We start from the raw sequence: 15,287 nt of genomic DNA, 5'->3' as shown, positions 1-15,287 counted from the left end.
AGCATTGCCGAGATCGTTAATCTCTTCCCACTGAGATTGGTGCTTGACCCTGCTGCAAACGCTCCCAACTGCTGAATTCCACGGTCAGGCCGGGCAGGGTCGCCTCGAACCGAACAGCTTGCGCTTGCTCGCCAGCCTGGAATCGATGGCGGAAGTGGGCGGTCAGGAGGATGGTTCCGTCTGCCGTCGCGGTTTCACCCCTGCTGATCGTCAGGGGCGTGAACTGTTCAGCTCCTGGTTGCTGGAAGCCGGCTTGACGGTGCGGGTCGATGCGGCCGGCAACCTGATCGGTCGCCTTGAGGGCACGGAGCCCAGCTTGCCCGCCCTGATGACCGGCTCCCATCTCGACACGGTGCCCACGGGTGGCCGCTATGACGGCGCCCTGGGGGTGCTGGCCGGTCTGGAGGTGGTGCGCTGCCTGGGGGAGCGGGGCCTTCGCCTGCGCCATCCGCTGGAAGTGGTGGTGTTCGCCGATGAGGAGTCCACGATGGTGGGCTGCAAGGGAATGGCCGGTGTCGCCCCTGCCGACCCTGACGCCTATGCCACCAGCAATGGCGAATCGATCGAGCGCAATCTCGCCAGCATCGGTGGCGATTGGCATGCCCTGCCCCAGGCCCGCCGCGAGGATCAGGCGATCGCCGCCTTCCTGGAGTTGCACGTGGAACAGGGGGGCGTGCTTGAGGATCGCGGTGACCTGATCGGAGTGGTGGAGGGGGTCGTCGGACAGCGCCGCTTCACAATCCGGGTGGAGGGCCAGGCCAACCATGCCGGCACTACCCCGATGGATCGGCGTCAGGATGCCCTGGTGGCAGCCGCCCAGGTGGTGCTGGCGGTGGAGCGTCTGGCTGCGGACCATCCCGGCGACCCCGTGGCCACCGTTGGTCGGCTCGATGTGTGGCCCAATGCGGCCAATGTGGTGTCGGGTGCGGTGACGCTCACGGTCGACATGCGCGATCTCGATGCGACGGTGCTCGATGGGCTCGAGGCTGGTCTGGAACACGCTTTGGAGCAGATCCGTGCTCGCTCCGGCTGCCGCCTGGCGATGGAACCCCAGTTCGCGGTGGCCCCAACCCCGGCCGACCCCACCTTGATGGCTGCGATCCGCCAGGCCGCCGAGCGGTTGGGCCTGCCCAGCAGCTATCTGCCCAGCCGGGCCAGTCATGATGCCCAGGAGATCGGTCGCCGCTGGCCGATGGGGATGATCTTTGTGCCCAGCCATCGGGGCCTGAGCCATTCAGCGGCTGAATTCACCAGCCTCGATCAGTGCCAAGCCGGCACTGCCGTTTTGTTGGAGAGCCTGTTTCAGCTCGACCGCAGCCTGGATCCGGCGCCATGACCTTTTCGATCCTGGCCCGGGATCCCCACAACGGTCGCTTTGGCGTGGCTGTGGCCACCTGCCATCTGGCCGTGGGTTCCACCGTGCCTCACATCCGTGCCGGTGTTGGAGCGGTGGCCACTCAGGCGCATACCAACCCTTATCTCGGCATCTGCGGACTGGAGCGGCTGGAGCAGCACCAAAGTGCCCCCGTGGTGCTCACTGGATTGCTCGCCGATGACCCCCAGGCAGAGCTGCGCCAGGTGCAGTTGATCGATGGGTCGGGCCACACCGCCGGCTGGACCGGAGACGGTTGCGGCGCCTGGGCTGGGCATCGTTGCAGCGACAACGTGGCCGTGGCCGGCAATCTGCTTGTGGGGGAGGAGGTGCTACTGGCGATGGAAGCGACCTTCTTGGCCTCCGACGCCAGTTGGAAGTTAGGGCGACGGCTGCTCCAGGCGCTGCGAGCCGGCGAGGATGCTGGGGGTGACCGGCGCGCGGAGCGCTCGACATCGGCGGCGCTTCAGGTGAGCGGCGAAGCGGCGTTCCCTTTGCTCGATCTTCGTGTGGATTTCCACGACGATGCCGTTGTGGAACTGGAGCGGATCTACGAGCGCAGTCAGATGCGCTGGGCCCAGCAATGGCGTCAGGAACTGCTGCAGCGCCCCTCCCTGGATCGCACCCCGCTCAACCGCACGATCCCCCATCGGGCTAGCGCCGATCCGGCCAGCGAAGATCGAACGGTCGCCTGATCTGCCGATGGACTGGTTGCTGGAACCCCTTCGCCATGACTTCATGGTGCGTGCCCTGGTGGTGAGCGGCCTGGTGGGGGCCGTGTGCGGCCTGCTCTCCTGTTACATGACCTTGAAGGGTTGGGCCTTGATGGGGGATGCCGTCTCCCATGCGGTGCTACCTGGGGTGGTGCTTGCCTACGCCCTTGGTTTGCCCTTTTCGCTTGGGGCCTTTGTGTTCGGTGTGGGCTCGGTGGCGGCGATCGGTTTCGTGAAGCAGAAATCGCGCATCAAGGAAGACACGGTGATCGGCCTGGTGTTCACGGGGTTTTTCGCCCTGGGGCTCGTGTTGGTGTCGAAGACCCGGAGCAACATCGATCTCACCCACATCCTCTTCGGCAATGTGCTGGGCATCTCTGCCGCTGACATTCAGCAGACCCTTTTGATTTCGGCGGTGGTGACGGCGGTGCTGCTGCTGTTGCGGCGCGATCTGCTGCTGTTCTGTTTTGATCCCACCCATGCCCGTTCGATCGGGATCAACACCGGTGTATTGCACTACCTGCTGCTTTCAATTTTGTCGCTAGCGGCGGTGGCCGGCCTGCAGACCGTGGGGATCATCCTCGTGGTGGCGATGTTGGTGACCCCTGGCGCCACCGCCTATCTGCTCACCGATCGCTTTGATCGCATGACCTGGCTGGCTGTGGGCAGCAGCGTGGTGTCGAGTCTGTTCGGGGTGTATCTCAGCTACTGGAGCGACAGCTCAACGGCCGGTTGCATCGTTTTGGTACAGACCGGATTGTTTCTGCTCGCTTTTCTGTTCGCGCCCCAGCACGGTGTGTTGCGGCACAAGCAGGCCAACCTGACCACTTGAGGCAGCCGCTGCCGGAGCTGGGGCCGCCAGGCTCGTCAGGTCGTTGATGCTGTGGACCGTCACGATTCTCCAGTTGTCACGCCCGTGGTGTTTGGCCTGATACATCGCCTGATCGGCGCAGCGCAGCAGCTGGGACACGCCCGGTAACTCGGCCTTGCCGCGTCGGTCAGTGTGGGGCTGCAGCAAGGTGCAGCCGAAACTGGCCGTCACCGACACCGTGGTGTCGCGGTAATGCACTGGTTGGCGGATCTGCTCGATCAGGCGGTTGAGCAATCCCTCCACCTGCTGGGGCGAGGTGGTGCTGATGAGCACAAGAACGAATTCATCGCCGCCGAGCCTCGCCACCAGATCGCTCTGGCGTACACCTGCCCGCAGGCGCTTTCCCACCTCTTGCAGCAGGTGATCGCCAGCTTCATGGCCAAACACGTCGTTGATCGGCTTGAAGCCATCCAGGTCGAGCAGGCAGAGGGCCAGGGTGGGAGTGGTGCCGCGCTGCATCGCGCTGAGGTGCTGCTCCAGGCAATGCTCCAGCTGGCGTCGGTTCGCCAGCCCGGTGAGCGGATCCACCAGGGCGTCCTGTTGCAGCGACTGGTTTTCCTGTTCCAGGACCAACCGCTGTTGCCGGTTGCGTGCCTGCAGCCCCAGGGCCACCAGCCACATCGCGGCTCCACACACCAGGGCCGCCATCAGGCTGATCAGCAGGATCTGCAACCGCAGTTCCAACAGCAGCTGTTCCACCGGTGTGGACCAGCGCGTCATCGCCAGGCTGCCGACCGGTCCGCCGGCCTTGATGGTGCTGCGGAGTTCGATCAGTCCTGGCTCGGTGGCGGCAGGGGCGCCGATCACTGTGCTGGGGGGTGCTCCCGGGCTCGGGCGTTCCAGGTGGGCCAGGGTCTGGCCCTGGCGGTTGCGCACCTCGATGCCGTGCAGATTCGGGTCGGCCATCGCCTGCTTGAGGCGTGATTCCAGGCCGGCGAGATCTTCGCCGATCAGGGGATCCACCAGGGCGATGCTCAGCCCCCGCAGCAAGGCCTGTCGGTTGCGCTCCTGGCTTAGGCGCACGATCGATTCCGAACGCCAATACCCCAAGAGCCCAATCGTTGTGGCCAGCAGGGTGACCCCACCCAGCATCGCCAGCCGCCGCAGGGTCGCGCCGTTCATGGCGCGCTCCGCTGCACCAGGGCATCAAGTCCGAGCTGGTCCAACGGGCCGTAATCCTGCGGATAGTCGCTGCGCACGGGGCGCGGGATCTGCACCCGGTTGAGCAGGGGCTGTTGCTGCGACTGGTTGCCGAGGGCGAGCCAGGCCTCCGCGAGTGCGGTGGTTTCCGCTGTGGGGAGGCTGCGCAGGGCGGAGAAGGGGTGGGCGGCATAGCCGCGGGTGGTGTGGAGGATCTTCAGGTGTCGCGCGATCTCCGGCTCCTCCCGGTTGAGCGTGTTGTTGACGCCGCCACCGGCGCTGCTCAGCTTCAAGGCGACGGAGCGATACACGTTCGAGTGGCTGGTGACGTAATCCGCCTCGATCGGAATTCCGCGCTGGCGCAGATCGGCCCGGATCAACAGCGACGCCGCAAAGGCATTGGGAGCGGGGAAGGCGACGGTCTGGCCTTTGAGGTCGTCCAGTGTGTTCACTGTCGACTTGCGATGGATCACCAGCACGCCCTTCAGTTGGCGCTGGTCATCTCGGATCAGCGGTTGATAGGTGTCTTTCACCATCACCTGGTGATAGGGATTCATGAAGGCGTAGTCGACGCCGCCGGTCTCCAGCAGTTGCTCGAAGGCTGGTATCGACGGCGGCACCACCAGCTCAAAGCAGAGCTTGCTGCGCTGGCCCAGCTCCTGGAGCAGGGGGGCCCAGCGGCTGTAGATCTCCGAGGGGGGCAGCTGGGGCACCACGGCCACACGCCGGGCTTGGGCGGCCTGGCTGGCATCGCCGAGGCAGGCCTGGGATGGTGTGCTGCTGTCGCTGCGCGGGGCGGCCGGCTGTGGCCTTGAGCTGCAGGCCACGGTGATCAGTGCCAGCAGCAGGCTGAAGAGAGTGGAAGCGGGCTGGAACTGGGAACCCCCCGAGCGCAATGGATCGGCTGCCAACGTTGTTCAACGCAGCTTGATCGGTTTGGGGCGGTTTGGCATGAGAATGACCTGAATCCTTCCATTCCCATGCGTCAGTCACCGGTGGCGACCCTGCTGATCGCCGTGTCCTTCTGTTCTGCAGGCTTGCTGGCCGCACCCGGCCGTGCCCAGCACACCAGTGGTGGGTCGTCCTCTGGCAGCGGTGCCGTGAAAGCGCTCTACGACACCAAGGCGGAGGCCGAGGCGGCCGCGCCTTTGTTCAACTGCAAGGGGGCCCATGCGATGGGCAGCAAGTGGATGCCCTGCAGCACCCATGACCATGGTGGGAATGCTCAGTCTGGCCATTGAGCCCTGAGCTAGAACAGGGTGTCTCGGTTCCGGTGGGGATCAGCCTCCGGAGGTAACGGGGAAAGATGGTGAAAATCCATCGCTGTCCCGCAGCTGTGAACCATCGGCCCTGGCCAGATGGCAGTCAGAACGCCCGCCGGGGTTTCCATCGACGAGGATCGACTTGAAGTTTTCCCGCTGTTCCGGTGCCTTTCGTGGCATCGGTTTGCTCGGTGGCAGCGCCCTGTTGCTGCTGAGCCTGGCCGGCCCCGCCCTCGCCCATCACCCCTTCGGCATGGCTGAGGGGGCCGAGCTCAATGCCTGGCAGGGACTGGTGAGCGGTATCGGCCACCCCCTGCTGGGTCCCGACCATCTGCTCTTCCTGCTGGCGATCGGTTTCATCGGCCTGGGGCGTCCCGTGGCCTGGGTGTTGCCGTTGCTGGGCACTGGGTTGCTGGGGGCGGCCCTCACCCAGGTGGTGCCCCTGTCGGCCGACCTGGTGCCGTTCGCGGAAGTGCTGGTGTCGCTGAGCCTGGCGATCGAAGGCCTGATCGCCCTTGGCAGCCTGCCCAGCGCCCTGTTGCTGCCGGTGATGGGCCTGCATGGCTATCTGCTCGGTGGCATGATCGTGGGGGCCGAACCCACGCCGCTGTTCGCCTATTTCCTCGGACTGTTTCTCGGTCAGGGAGCTCTGCTGCTCGCCGTGTGCCTTGGCTCAAGGCGCTGGATCGCCGCGATCGGTGAGAACGGTCGACGTCTAGCTGCCGGCATCTGGATCGGCATTGGCGCCGCCTTCGCCTGGACGGCCCTGGTGGCCTGATCACTCCGCGTTGTTTTTCGGTTTTATTCCCATGGTTTTCACCCCCAACCGCCGACTGCTCCTGCCGGTCGGACTGACAGCCGCCCTGGTGGCCACGCTTGCGTCCCCCTCCGCCCAGGCCCACGGCGAGGCTTCCGGTGGCTTGCTCGCCGGTGTTGCCCACCCGCTGCTCGGACTCGATCACCTGGTGATGCTGGTGGCGGTCGGCACCGTTGCGGCGGCTCTCTCCACGCGCCTGTTGCTCTGGGCCCTGGCTGGTGCCCTGCTGGGTGCTGCGATCGGCTTCGCTGGTGTGACAGTTCCCGCTGCTGAAATCCTCGCCTCCCTGGCGATCGCTGCGGTGGGGCTGGTGCTGATGGCGCCCGCCCGTCTGGCGGCTGTGGCTGGTCCGTTGGTGGCTGGTGGCATCGCGATCCACGCCATGCTTCACGGCCTGGAAGCCCCCCGCGATCAGGGCAGCCTGCTCTGGTGGACCGGTGCCCTGCTGGCTTCTGCCCTGGTAGTGGGTGTGACCACCGTGTTAATGCAACGCCTTCCCGCCCCCCTGCTGCGTCGTGCCGGTGCGGTGTTTGTGGTGCTGGGCGGTGGCTTGCTGTTCTTGCCGGTAGCGATCAGCGCTTGATGGCGTTGCCCAGCGAAGTCAGAGCAGGGCTGGATTGAGTCGACTCGGCCGGTAGCTGAGCAGGAACGCTTCGTCTCCTGCTCGCACCGCTGTGATGCAATCGGTGCCGGTGTTCCAGACCCACACCTGCTGCATGGGTTGGCCCTCCGTTTCCACCGTGGTGCTCACCGGAGCGCCATAACGCGAGCGCAGGCCAGCCAGCACTTCCGTCATCGCATCCGGCTCCAATTCATAGGCGAGCTGTTGGAGACCCCCATCGCTGAGCTGAAGCCGCAGGCGCGTCACGGGCAGCTCACCGATCGTCAACCCATGGGCTTCAAGGGTGCGATCGCCCGCCTCGGTGAGCGACACCCCGAGGCGGTCTTCCAGATGAGAGCGCTGCATGCCCCAATCCAGCCCTGGCACACAGGCCATCGCCGCGGTTGGCAGCGCCAGGGGCAGCAGCCAGCAGAGCAGACCGACCAGGACGGCGAGGCAGTGCCGGGGGAAGGGAGGGATCAAGGTGCTGATGCCATTGTCTGGACGATACGGATGGCCAGGCGATCTGTCTCCGATCGGTTGTTGATGGCGGCTCGATCGGTCTTCGGTGACAAATCGATGACAACTGCTGGTTGCGAACAACCCCGCTGGAGATTCCTGCCAACAATGTGACCAACACTGCGCTGTTGGTCATGCGCCTGCTTCTCTCCTTTGCCCTTGCTCTGCTCTGTGGTTTGGTGTCGCCACTGAGCGCCTCCGCTGCGGATGCCGCCCTGGGAGCGAAGGTGTTTTCCGCCAACTGTGCCGCCTGCCATGCCGGTGGGGGCAATATCGTCAACGGCGAGCGCACCTTGAAGCAGGCCGATCTGCAGAACTATCTGGCCCAGTATTCCAATGGTCATGAGAGCGCGATCGTCGCCCAGGTGACCTACGGCCGCAACGCCATGCCGGCATTCATCGATACGCTCACCGAAACTCAGATTTCTGATGTGGCGGCCTATGTGGAAGAGCAGGCCAGCAAGGGCTGGAGCTGAAGTTGCGGCGGAGCCTTGATGGCTCCCCTCTCCACAGCCTGGGCGATCTTTCAGGGCCTGTTGCTGGAGGCCCTGCCCTTTCTGTTGCTCGGTGTGGCCATCTCCGGTCTGGCGCGTTGGCTGCTGCCCCAGACCGGTTGGATCCGTCTGTTGCCACGCCAGCCCTTCCTGGCCCCCGTGGTGGGCGCCCTGATGGGGTTTGCCCTGCCCGCCTGTGAGTGCGGCAACGTGCCGATTGCCCGGCGTCTGATCGCCAGTGGTGCGCCCCTCGGCACCGGCTTCGGCTTTCTCTTCGCCGCGCCGGTGCTCAACCCGATCGTGATCGCCAGCACCTGGGCGGCGTTTCCCGATCAACCCTGGCTACTGATCGCCCGGCCTTGCGGTGCCTTTCTGATCGCCCTGGCGCTCACCTTCGTGTTGCGGCCTGTTCCCGAGCACGCCCTGCTCACCGATGCTCTCCTGGAGGAGCGGCGTCTGTGCCAGCCTCTCGCCCAGGTGGGCCTGTTGGAGCGCCGCAGCGGCATGCTCGGCGCCTCTGCCATCGAGGCACCCCTGCCGGCACCGGCACCGGCCCGGCTGGCGCCTGCGGATCTGCTCGCCCACAGCAGCCGTGAGTTCCTCGATCTGCTCAGCCTGTTGGTTGTGGGTTGCGCAATCGCTGCCAGCGTGCAGACCTTTCTACCCCGCAGCTGGCTTCTGGCCGTGGGGGAGGCGCCAACGCTCTCGATCCTCGCCCTGATGCTGATGGCGGTGGTGATTTCGGTCTGCTCCAGTGTGGATGCCTTCCTGGCCCTGGGCTTTGCGGCCCAGGTCACGCCTGGTGCCCTGCTCGCCTTTCTGCTCCTGGGGCCGGTGGTGGATCTCAAGCTCGCTGGCTTGTTCACGGTGGTGCTCAAGCCCCGGGCGATTGCGATCACAGCGGTGGCGGCGGCGATGGTGGTGCTGCTGATGGGGCAATGGGTCAATGGGCTGCTGCTGTGAGGGTGCTGGCGGCGATGCTTCCCTCCCTGCTGCTGGCGCTCTGGGGCTGGTTGTTGTTCTGGAGTAGTTGGTCCGGCCGTTTGTCGTTGCTTCTGCGCGAAGCCTTCCATCCCCTGGTGAGCCTGGCTGGAGCTCTGCTGCTTCTCCTCGCTGTGCTCTGGTGGCTGCCCCTGGGGTGGCGCCGCCCGCCGGCCCTGCGCCTGCGCGCCAGTGGAGCGGTGCCCTGGCACTGGGTGTTGAGTGCTGGTGCGGCAGCTGCCGTGCTGGCGTTTCCACCGGCCCCCTCCTTCAGTGATCTGGCGGCCACCCGGCCCACGGCCCTGCCCGACGGACCGGTCTTGATCTTTCATCTGCCCCCGGAGCAGCGCAGCCTCACCGAATGGGTGCGTCTGTTGCGCAGTCAGCCCGACCCTGCCCTGCATGACGGGGCACCGGTGCGCATCAGTGGATTCGTGCTGGAGCGTGCCGGTCAGCCGCCCCAGCTGGCGCGCTTGCTGGTGCGCTGTTGTCTGGCTGATGCGACGCCGGCCGGGCTGGATGTGGCCTGGCCAGGTGGGGTGGCACCAGCGGTGAATCAGTGGTTGGAGATTGACGGCACCATGACCGTGAAGAGCGTGGCGGGTCGACAGCGACCGGTGGTGGTGCCGGAGCGGATCACGCCGATCCCGCGACCGGAGCGGCCCCTGGAGCCATGACACGGACGCTGTGGCTTCTGCTGATCGGTTCGGCCGGGCTGGCGATCGTCCAGCAGCAGGTCCTGCTGCGCCAACCGCCTCACATGGAAACCATCGCGCCGGCGCCGGTGCATTCCGCTGCTGCAGCGCTGGATCTGCGCTTCAGCCGACCGATGCGCCTCGCGTCCGTGCAGCAGGACAGTCGTCTGCAGCCCGACCGTCCCCATCGCTTTCAGGGGGAGCAACGGCTGCTGCGTTTGCTGCTCGATCTGGAGCAGCCGTTGCGTCAACCCTTGCAGCTCCAGTTGGGCGGAGACGACAACCGCGGCCTCGCCCTGCCCACAACGGCCTGGTGGTGGGATCCACGCCCCCATCTGCTGGTGGTGGCCCGCACGCGCCAGGGGGAACAACTGCGGCTGCGTCGCCATGACGGCACCTGGATGCCCCTCAGCGGCATGCATCCGCGCATCCTGCAGGTGGAGCCTCTCGGCCAGGGGGCTGGCGTGGCCTATGTCAGCGCCGATGCCCAGGGCTATCAGCGGGGCTGGCTGCAACGGTTGCAACCCCGGTCGCTGCTGCCGGCTCCGGAGCGTCCCTCGTTTCCGCTGCGGGGTCAGACGATCCCGCTCACAGCCCCTGCCCAGATGTTTGTGCACCTGAGCGCTGACCGCCAGGGGGATCTGCTGATCCAGACCGGTGGTCAGGAGCCAGACAGTGATCAGGTGACCCTGCGCGAGCGCGCCGGGCGTCGTGTGGATCTCGCTGTGCAACCCTCCGGCACGATTCAGCTGCTGCCGAGTGGTGGGGCCGTGGTGCTGCCGACCGACAACGGTCTGGCCCTGGCTTCGCTGGAGGCGCTGCAGTCGGCGGATGGTGGCACGGAGCGGCGGCAGCTCCTGCCTGGCAGCCGGGATCTGCGCGCCTTCTGCAGTGGTGCCGGACGGGCGGTGTTGGTGCGTCACTGGCCCGACTACCGGCGCTCCCTGGAGCTGGTGATTCCGTCGCAGGCTCCCCGTCAGCTCTGGCTGGGGGAGCAGGCGGTGATGGCGGCCAGCTGTGATGCGATGGGCACCCGTATCTGGGTGGTGCTGCGCGAGGGGGGCGGGCAGGGTACGGATACCTTGCTGCAGCTGGATCCGCAGGGAACGGTGCAGGCTCGGCGCTCTCTGGCGCCGTGGTCGCTGGAGAGCGGGGCATCCCTCGCGTTCGATCCAGTGGGACAACAGCTGTTGCTCACCTTGCGCAAGGGCCCACAGGGTGCGGCCCAACCGGCCCTGGTGAAGCTGGCGGGGCTCCAGCTCACCGTGCTCGATTTCCCGGTGGCGCTGGCCCGCTGGCTGCCTTAAAGCAAGCCGCGGTGCCGCACCAATCGCTGAATCATCGCCCAGGAGCCGAGGGTCACCTTGATGGCCACCAGGGCGTTGAGCAGCGGGATCCAGCCGCCGCTGAACAGGGCACCGAAACGCCCCTGGGGCAGCTCGACCCCGGCCAGGGAGGCCGCGGCGATCAGGATGAACACCACCACGGCAACTTTTTCGAGCCAATCGGCCCGCCAACGGCGATACAAGCCTTCGTAGCGCTCGGCGCCGCCGCTGATCAACAACAGGCCGATCGCGGTGCCGCCCGCCACGCCCGCCGCGAAACCGCCGCCGGGGCTGAGGTGACCACGCAGGGCCAGTTCGACGGCGATCAGGGCGGCCACGGTGGATCCCACTTCGCAGAGCACCCGGGATGGCGCATCCACCATGCCGCGCACCCTCAGGCGCTGGGGTTCACCGCTCAGCACCTGGCGCACGCCGCTGGCGGCCAGGGTGAACACCACCACCTCCGCCACCGTGTCGAACAGGCGGGTCTGCAGGATCACCCCCGACACGAGATTGGGCACCCCGGTCTGTTGCCGGATCGTTTCGATGCTGGTGGTGATGCCATCCACCGAAGGCAGTGCGCTCTGCAGGGGGGCCGCGAACAGGGCGATCGCTGCCAACAGATAGATCCAGATCCAGTTCATGCTGCTGGGTCCTCCTGGAGGCGGAGGCTGCCGCCAAGGGCCTGCCAGCGTTCGAATCCCGGTGTGTTTCGCAGGCGTCGTGCCAGGGCGGCCCGGGTGAGCACCAGGGTGCGGCCCTCTTCGAGCCAGCCGTGGCGCACCCTGGTCTGGCCGCTGATGATGTCGGCGCTGGTCATCAGCCGGAGCCGGAGGTTCAGGGGGCTGATCCACTGCAGCAGCTCCTCGTCTTCGCTGCCGGCTTGCTGGCGCCGGTCATCGAGGCGCAGGGTCATGGAGGAACGCATCGCCACCGCGTAGAGGGTGGTAGAGAGCAAGGTGCCCACCAGGGCTTCGGTGAGGGCCACATCCACGGCGCCGAGCAGGGCGTAAAGCAGGGTGGAGAGGGAGCCGAGGATGCCGCGCAGCATCAGGCTCTGCCAGGGGCTCGACTGACTCACCAACAGCAGGGCGCAGAGGGGAAGCAGGGCCGTGATCGGCAGCAGCACATCCAGCTGTCCCTGCAGGCTGAGCAAGGCATTCATCGGCTTCGGGGGGTCTGGGAGGAGCTGGCGAGCACGTAGCCGAAGATCGTGTTCCAAAGCATCAGGCCGATCAGCGCCAGCAGCAGCAGGGGCCAGAGATCGGCACGGCGCAGCCACAGCCCCGCGAGCATCAGGGCCGAGCCGAGTGTGTCGGCCACCGAGAGGCGATGCAGCTTCACCAGCAGGCTGCGCTGCTGCAGCAGGGGCCAGGTGCCCCAGAACCACATCAGCAGGCCGAGGCTGAGCAGGATCAGGCTGAGGGGATGGAGCCAGGCGTGCATCAGGTTTCCACCTCCCGCAGCAGATGGGCGAGCAGCATCATGCCGGCGTTGCCGGCGCTCAGGGCGATCGCACCCACCAGGGCGAGCATCCGCTCGTCCCGGATCACCGCTACCACCAGAATGATCATCGCCACCTTGGTCGACACGCTGGCGAAGGCCGCCAGACGATCCCAGGCGGGAATCGGTCGCACCATCACCGTGATCGGCACCAGCAGGGCCAGCACCATGCCCCAGAGCAGCAGCGTCATGGTTCGCGCTCCTCAAGGCCGCTGCTCGGCTGCAGCTGATGGATGCGGTAGGTGGGGCCATCGGGCCCGGCGCTGACCCCGAGCACCAGGGTGAAGGGCGTGAGCGTGATCGCAAACACCTCAAGAAAGATCGCTGCTGCGGTGCGGGTGCCGCTTGAGGGTCGCTCCAGCCACTGTTCCGTTTCCGCCGGCGCCAGCATCAGCCGAAAGGCTTCGGCATAGGCGTGGGGGATGGCCGCGATCGCCTGAACCAGCGCCCGCAGCAACGACAGCAGATCGCTGCGTCCGCGCCGTTGGGGTAACAACACGGCCACGATCGCGCCGATGAGCAGGTTCAGGCCGGAGCGATCGCCGGTGAGCAGGCACCAGAGCAGCAGGCGGAAGAGGCAGCTGAGCAACCAGGTCATCGCGGCCACCCTCCCGGCAGGCTCAGGAGCAGGCCGCTGCCCATCAAGCCCAGCCCTCCGATCAGGTGTTCTAGGCGTTCGAGCACAAAGGGAGGCGCGGTGCAGGGAGCGTCGGTTGGACCTTGGCGTTGTGACTGCAGCAGCTGATGGAGCAGCAGGCCTGCCGCCAGGTTCGCGCCGAGCCAGAGCCACTTGGTGGGCATCAGCAGGGGGGTGAGGGAGGCGGGCCGAAGCAGGGGCAGCCACAACAACGCCAGCAGCAGCACCACTCCCGCCGACCAGCACCGGGCGTCTGAGGCGGTCGCTTGGGTCAGATCCCCAGGTGCAGGCGTTGTTTCGCCTCGGCTCCAGAGACGGGCGTACACCGCGATCGCCAGAATCGCGATCAAGCTGAGCAGGGGGGCGAGCCAGGGGCCGGCGAGGGAGGGAGTGCCGGTTTTGGCTAGGGCACCGATCAGGGGCGGCAGGCCGGCGAGGGAGAGGGGGGCCAGCCAGAAGGCGAGGCGCTGATCCGGGCGGCAGTGCGCGAGGTTCCAGTGGGCCAGTGCCCGGGTGGGCAGTTGGCGGCAACTGAGAAAGAGCGCGGCCTTGGCCAGTCCATGGGCCAGGCCGAAGAGGCCGGCGCTGGCGGGCATCAACACCAGCAATCCCATCTGCGACAGGGTGCTCCAGGCCAGCAACCGCTTCACATCGGTGCAGATCAGGCCGGCGATCACGCCCAGCAGCGCACTGGCCAGTCCCACCGCGCCGATGCGCAGGGCCAGCGCTTCATTGAGGAGGCTGAAGCGCACCAGGGGGATCACCCCGGCGGTCACGACCGAGCCTGAGAGCAGGGCCGAGATCGGTGCTGCGGCTGCCGCATGGGTGGCGGGCAGCCAGAACCCATTCAGGAAGAGGCCGCCTTTGGTGAAGAGGCCGATCAGCAGGAACACATGGCCCGCGCAGAGAGGCAGCGCTGAGGCCTCGCTGAGGCCGAAGCTTTCTGTCTGGGCATAGAGCAAGGCAGCACCCACCAAGTACAGAGTCATGGCGGTGTTGCCGATCAGCAGATAGCGCAGGCCGATCCAGAGGTTGGTGTCGGTCTCGGAGAGGATCAGCAGAAAGGCGGCGATGCTGATCACCTCCAGGGTCACGTAAAGGCTGATCAGATCGCTCACCACCGCGGCCCCGCCCAAACCTCCCAGCAGCACGAGCATCAGGGTGAGTTGGCTGGCCCGTTGCGGTCGGCTCCAGCCATCGAGCAACACGGCGCAAAACACCAGGCCATCCAGAAGCAGAAACCAACCCGCCAGAGGGTCGATGGCCAGCTGCACTCCGAGGGGGCCGAGCCAGGTCAGCAGCTGCGGGCTGCCGCTGAGGATCGCCTTCAGGCCAAGCCCGGCACAGCTCAGGCTGCAGGCGAGCAACAAGGGCCGTCCGAGGGAGGGCAGCAGGGCATTGAGAAAGGCGGCCAGATAGGGGCCCAGCAGGGCAGTGATGGGGAGAGCGAGTGGGCTCATTCTTCAAAGCTCTCCGGTTCCAGGCAGGGATCCACAGCCGACAGGCGGCTGATCACCACCAGCAACAGGGCCTGAATCGAGAGGCCGATCACGATGGCCGTGAGGATCACCGCCTGGGGAATCGGGTCGGCGTTCTGCAGCAGGGCCTGGGTGAGGGGTTGGCCGCCCGTGGGCAGGATCGGACTGCGCAGCCCGGTGCGGGCGGCCAGCAGCACAAACAGGGCAACCACGGCGCTGCCGAGCACATCCATCGCCAGCACTTTCTGGATCAGGTTTTTGCGCAGCAGCAGCCCGCAGAAGCCGATGAGGGCCGTGAGCAAAATCAACAGTTCCAGGAGCCGGATCGCAGCCATCAACGTTCAGCCCTGCGGGAACCCTTGTGCTGGATGACGTTAGATGCGGCAACGCAGCGGATGACCCGGGCTGGAGTCCGGGGCCTGCCCGCGATAACACTTCATCACGACATCGGCATCCGCAGCCAGTTCTGCTCCAAGAGGGCGTGACAATGAATCCGACTGTCATTTCACCCATGCGTGTTCTGTTCGGTGCCGCCCTGGCCCTTTTGATCGGCCTCCTGTCACCCATGGCCGCCTTTGCGGCGGATGCTGCCCATGGTGCTCAGGTGTTCTCCGCCAACTGTGCGGCCTGCCATATCGGTGGCGGCAACGTGGTGAACGCGGAGCGCACCCTGAAGCAGGCCGATCTGGATGCCTACCTCAGCGGCTATGGCGAAGGTCACGAAGCGGCGATTGCCGCCCAGGTGACCAAAGGCAAAAACGCGATGCCCTCCTTCCTTGGCAAGCTGAGCGACACCGACATTGCCGATGTGGCGGCCTATGTGGAACAGCAGGCAGGCAACGGCTGGAGCTGAGCTGTTTGCACATCTGCCTTCTGCGA

Annotated in this window: 21 protein-coding genes and 1 riboswitch; of the genes, 11 read left to right on the top strand and 10 right to left on the bottom strand. The window is 66.3% G+C overall.

Annotation, left to right across the window (positions count from 1 at the left end; translation table 11 throughout):
- Positions 1–43: 43 nt before the first annotated feature.
- From SynWH8101_RS08630 to SynWH8101_RS08620, 3 genes are read left to right on the top strand one after another with little or no spacing between them, the layout of a single operon-like run.
- Positions 44–1,336 (top strand): Zn-dependent hydrolase, encoded by a 1,293-nt coding sequence (locus tag SynWH8101_RS08630; RefSeq protein ID WP_130129417.1) that lies wholly within the window; start codon positions 44–46, stop codon positions 1,334–1,336.
- Positions 1,333–2,067, top strand: coding sequence for a DUF1028 domain-containing protein (locus tag SynWH8101_RS08625; protein WP_130129416.1), 735 nt, complete (start codon positions 1,333–1,335; stop codon positions 2,065–2,067). The genes SynWH8101_RS08630 and SynWH8101_RS08625 overlap by 4 nt, the downstream gene beginning before the upstream one ends.
- 7 nt (positions 2,068–2,074) lie before the next feature.
- Positions 2,075–2,917 (top strand): metal ABC transporter permease, encoded by an 843-nt coding sequence (locus SynWH8101_RS08620; RefSeq protein WP_130129415.1) that lies wholly within the window; start codon positions 2,075–2,077, stop codon positions 2,915–2,917.
- Here the strand turns inward: SynWH8101_RS08620 and SynWH8101_RS08615 are convergent.
- Positions 2,807–4,078: a diguanylate cyclase gene (locus SynWH8101_RS08615; protein ID WP_130129414.1), complete on the bottom strand. Its 1,272-nt coding sequence runs from the start codon at positions 4,076–4,078 to the stop codon at positions 2,807–2,809. The genes SynWH8101_RS08620 and SynWH8101_RS08615 overlap by 111 nt on opposite strands.
- Positions 4,075–5,007 (bottom strand): phosphate/phosphite/phosphonate ABC transporter substrate-binding protein, encoded by a 933-nt coding sequence (locus SynWH8101_RS08610; RefSeq protein WP_130129413.1) that lies wholly within the window; start codon positions 5,005–5,007, stop codon positions 4,075–4,077. The genes SynWH8101_RS08615 and SynWH8101_RS08610 overlap by 4 nt, the downstream gene beginning before the upstream one ends.
- A gap of 69 nt (positions 5,008–5,076) precedes the next feature.
- On the opposite strand from SynWH8101_RS08610, the gene SynWH8101_RS08605 reads away from it, so the two are divergent.
- The 3 genes from SynWH8101_RS08605 to SynWH8101_RS08595 all read left to right on the top strand — a co-directional run bounded on the left by SynWH8101_RS08605 (position 5,077) and on the right by SynWH8101_RS08595 (position 6,758).
- The gene (locus SynWH8101_RS08605; RefSeq protein ID WP_130129412.1) at positions 5,077–5,337 is read left to right on the top strand and encodes a DUF3721 domain-containing protein; all 261 of its coding nucleotides are present in this window, start codon (positions 5,077–5,079) and stop codon (positions 5,335–5,337) included.
- Between the two features lie 7 nt (positions 5,338–5,344).
- Positions 5,345–5,493, top strand: a riboswitch (cobalamin riboswitch).
- A 7-nt stretch (positions 5,494–5,500) separates the two neighbouring features.
- Positions 5,501–6,136, top strand: coding sequence for a HupE/UreJ family protein (locus tag SynWH8101_RS08600; protein ID WP_130129411.1), 636 nt, complete (start codon positions 5,501–5,503; stop codon positions 6,134–6,136).
- Positions 6,137–6,167: 31 nt separating this feature from the next.
- Complete coding sequence (locus SynWH8101_RS08595) at positions 6,168–6,758, top strand: HupE/UreJ family protein (RefSeq protein ID WP_254427927.1); 591 nt, start codon at positions 6,168–6,170, stop codon at positions 6,756–6,758.
- A gap of 18 nt (positions 6,759–6,776) precedes the next feature.
- On the opposite strand, the gene SynWH8101_RS08590 is transcribed toward SynWH8101_RS08595, so the two are convergent.
- Positions 6,777–7,259 carry a hypothetical protein gene (locus tag SynWH8101_RS08590; RefSeq protein WP_130129409.1) on the bottom strand — a complete coding sequence of 161 codons (483 nt, stop codon included), beginning with the start codon at positions 7,257–7,259 and terminating at the stop codon, positions 6,777–6,779.
- 170 nt (positions 7,260–7,429) lie between these two features.
- Here SynWH8101_RS08590 and SynWH8101_RS08585 point away from each other — a divergent pair, with 170 nt between their 5' ends.
- From SynWH8101_RS08585 to SynWH8101_RS08570, 4 genes are read left to right on the top strand one after another with little or no spacing between them, the layout of a single operon-like run.
- A complete protein-coding gene (locus SynWH8101_RS08585; RefSeq protein WP_130130441.1) occupies positions 7,430–7,771 on the top strand; it encodes a c-type cytochrome in 342 nt (113 codons plus the stop codon).
- 18 nt (positions 7,772–7,789) lie between these two features.
- Positions 7,790–8,752, top strand: a complete 963-nt coding sequence (locus tag SynWH8101_RS08580; RefSeq protein ID WP_130129408.1) for a permease — start codon at positions 7,790–7,792, stop codon at positions 8,750–8,752.
- On the top strand, positions 8,728–9,447 hold the full coding sequence (locus tag SynWH8101_RS08575) for a TIGR03943 family protein (RefSeq protein WP_130129407.1): 720 nt from the start codon (positions 8,728–8,730) through the stop codon (positions 9,445–9,447). Before SynWH8101_RS08580 ends, SynWH8101_RS08575 begins: the two co-directional genes overlap by 25 nt.
- On the top strand, positions 9,444–10,772 hold the full coding sequence (locus SynWH8101_RS08570) for a hypothetical protein (protein ID WP_130129406.1): 1,329 nt from the start codon (positions 9,444–9,446) through the stop codon (positions 10,770–10,772). The genes SynWH8101_RS08575 and SynWH8101_RS08570 overlap by 4 nt, the downstream gene beginning before the upstream one ends.
- Here the strand turns inward: SynWH8101_RS08570 and SynWH8101_RS08565 are convergent.
- Genes SynWH8101_RS08565 through SynWH8101_RS08535 form a run of 7 tightly spaced genes read right to left on the bottom strand, consistent with a single transcriptional unit; the run spans position 10,769 to position 14,743 of the window.
- Positions 10,769–11,434, bottom strand: coding sequence for a Na(+)/H(+) antiporter subunit B (locus SynWH8101_RS08565; protein WP_130129405.1), 666 nt, complete (start codon positions 11,432–11,434; stop codon positions 10,769–10,771). The two genes, SynWH8101_RS08570 and SynWH8101_RS08565, sit on opposite strands and share 4 nt — an antisense overlap.
- Positions 11,431–11,955 (bottom strand): hydrogenase subunit MbhD domain-containing protein, encoded by a 525-nt coding sequence (locus SynWH8101_RS08560; RefSeq protein ID WP_130129404.1) that lies wholly within the window; start codon positions 11,953–11,955, stop codon positions 11,431–11,433. Before SynWH8101_RS08560 ends, SynWH8101_RS08565 begins: the two co-directional genes overlap by 4 nt.
- Positions 11,952–12,236, bottom strand: coding sequence for a monovalent cation/H(+) antiporter subunit G (locus SynWH8101_RS08555; RefSeq protein WP_130129403.1), 285 nt, complete (start codon positions 12,234–12,236; stop codon positions 11,952–11,954). The genes SynWH8101_RS08560 and SynWH8101_RS08555 overlap by 4 nt, the downstream gene beginning before the upstream one ends.
- Entirely contained in the window at positions 12,236–12,484 is a 249-nt protein-coding gene (locus tag SynWH8101_RS08550; RefSeq protein WP_007102150.1) for a hypothetical protein, read from the bottom strand. Before SynWH8101_RS08550 ends, SynWH8101_RS08555 begins: the two co-directional genes overlap by 1 nt.
- A complete protein-coding gene (locus tag SynWH8101_RS08545; protein ID WP_130129402.1) occupies positions 12,481–12,891 on the bottom strand; it encodes a Na+/H+ antiporter subunit E in 411 nt (136 codons plus the stop codon). The genes SynWH8101_RS08550 and SynWH8101_RS08545 overlap by 4 nt, the downstream gene beginning before the upstream one ends.
- Positions 12,888–14,390 (bottom strand): proton-conducting transporter membrane subunit, encoded by a 1,503-nt coding sequence (locus tag SynWH8101_RS08540; RefSeq protein ID WP_130129401.1) that lies wholly within the window; start codon positions 14,388–14,390, stop codon positions 12,888–12,890. Before SynWH8101_RS08540 ends, SynWH8101_RS08545 begins: the two co-directional genes overlap by 4 nt.
- Entirely contained in the window at positions 14,387–14,743 is a 357-nt protein-coding gene (locus SynWH8101_RS08535; RefSeq protein ID WP_130129400.1) for a cation:proton antiporter subunit C, read from the bottom strand. Before SynWH8101_RS08535 ends, SynWH8101_RS08540 begins: the two co-directional genes overlap by 4 nt.
- Before the next feature lie 176 nt (positions 14,744–14,919).
- On the opposite strand from SynWH8101_RS08535, the gene SynWH8101_RS08530 reads away from it, so the two are divergent.
- Positions 14,920–15,261: a c-type cytochrome gene (locus SynWH8101_RS08530; RefSeq protein WP_130129399.1), complete on the top strand. Its 342-nt coding sequence runs from the start codon at positions 14,920–14,922 to the stop codon at positions 15,259–15,261.
- Positions 15,262–15,287 lie beyond the last annotated feature (26 nt).

The organism is Synechococcus sp. WH 8101, assembly GCF_004209775.1.
Taxonomy (GTDB): Bacteria; Cyanobacteriota; Cyanobacteriia; order PCC-6307; family Cyanobiaceae; genus Synechococcus_C.
Note: the sequence above shows the minus strand (reverse complement) of the source record. Positions and strands in the feature narration are given on the sequence as shown.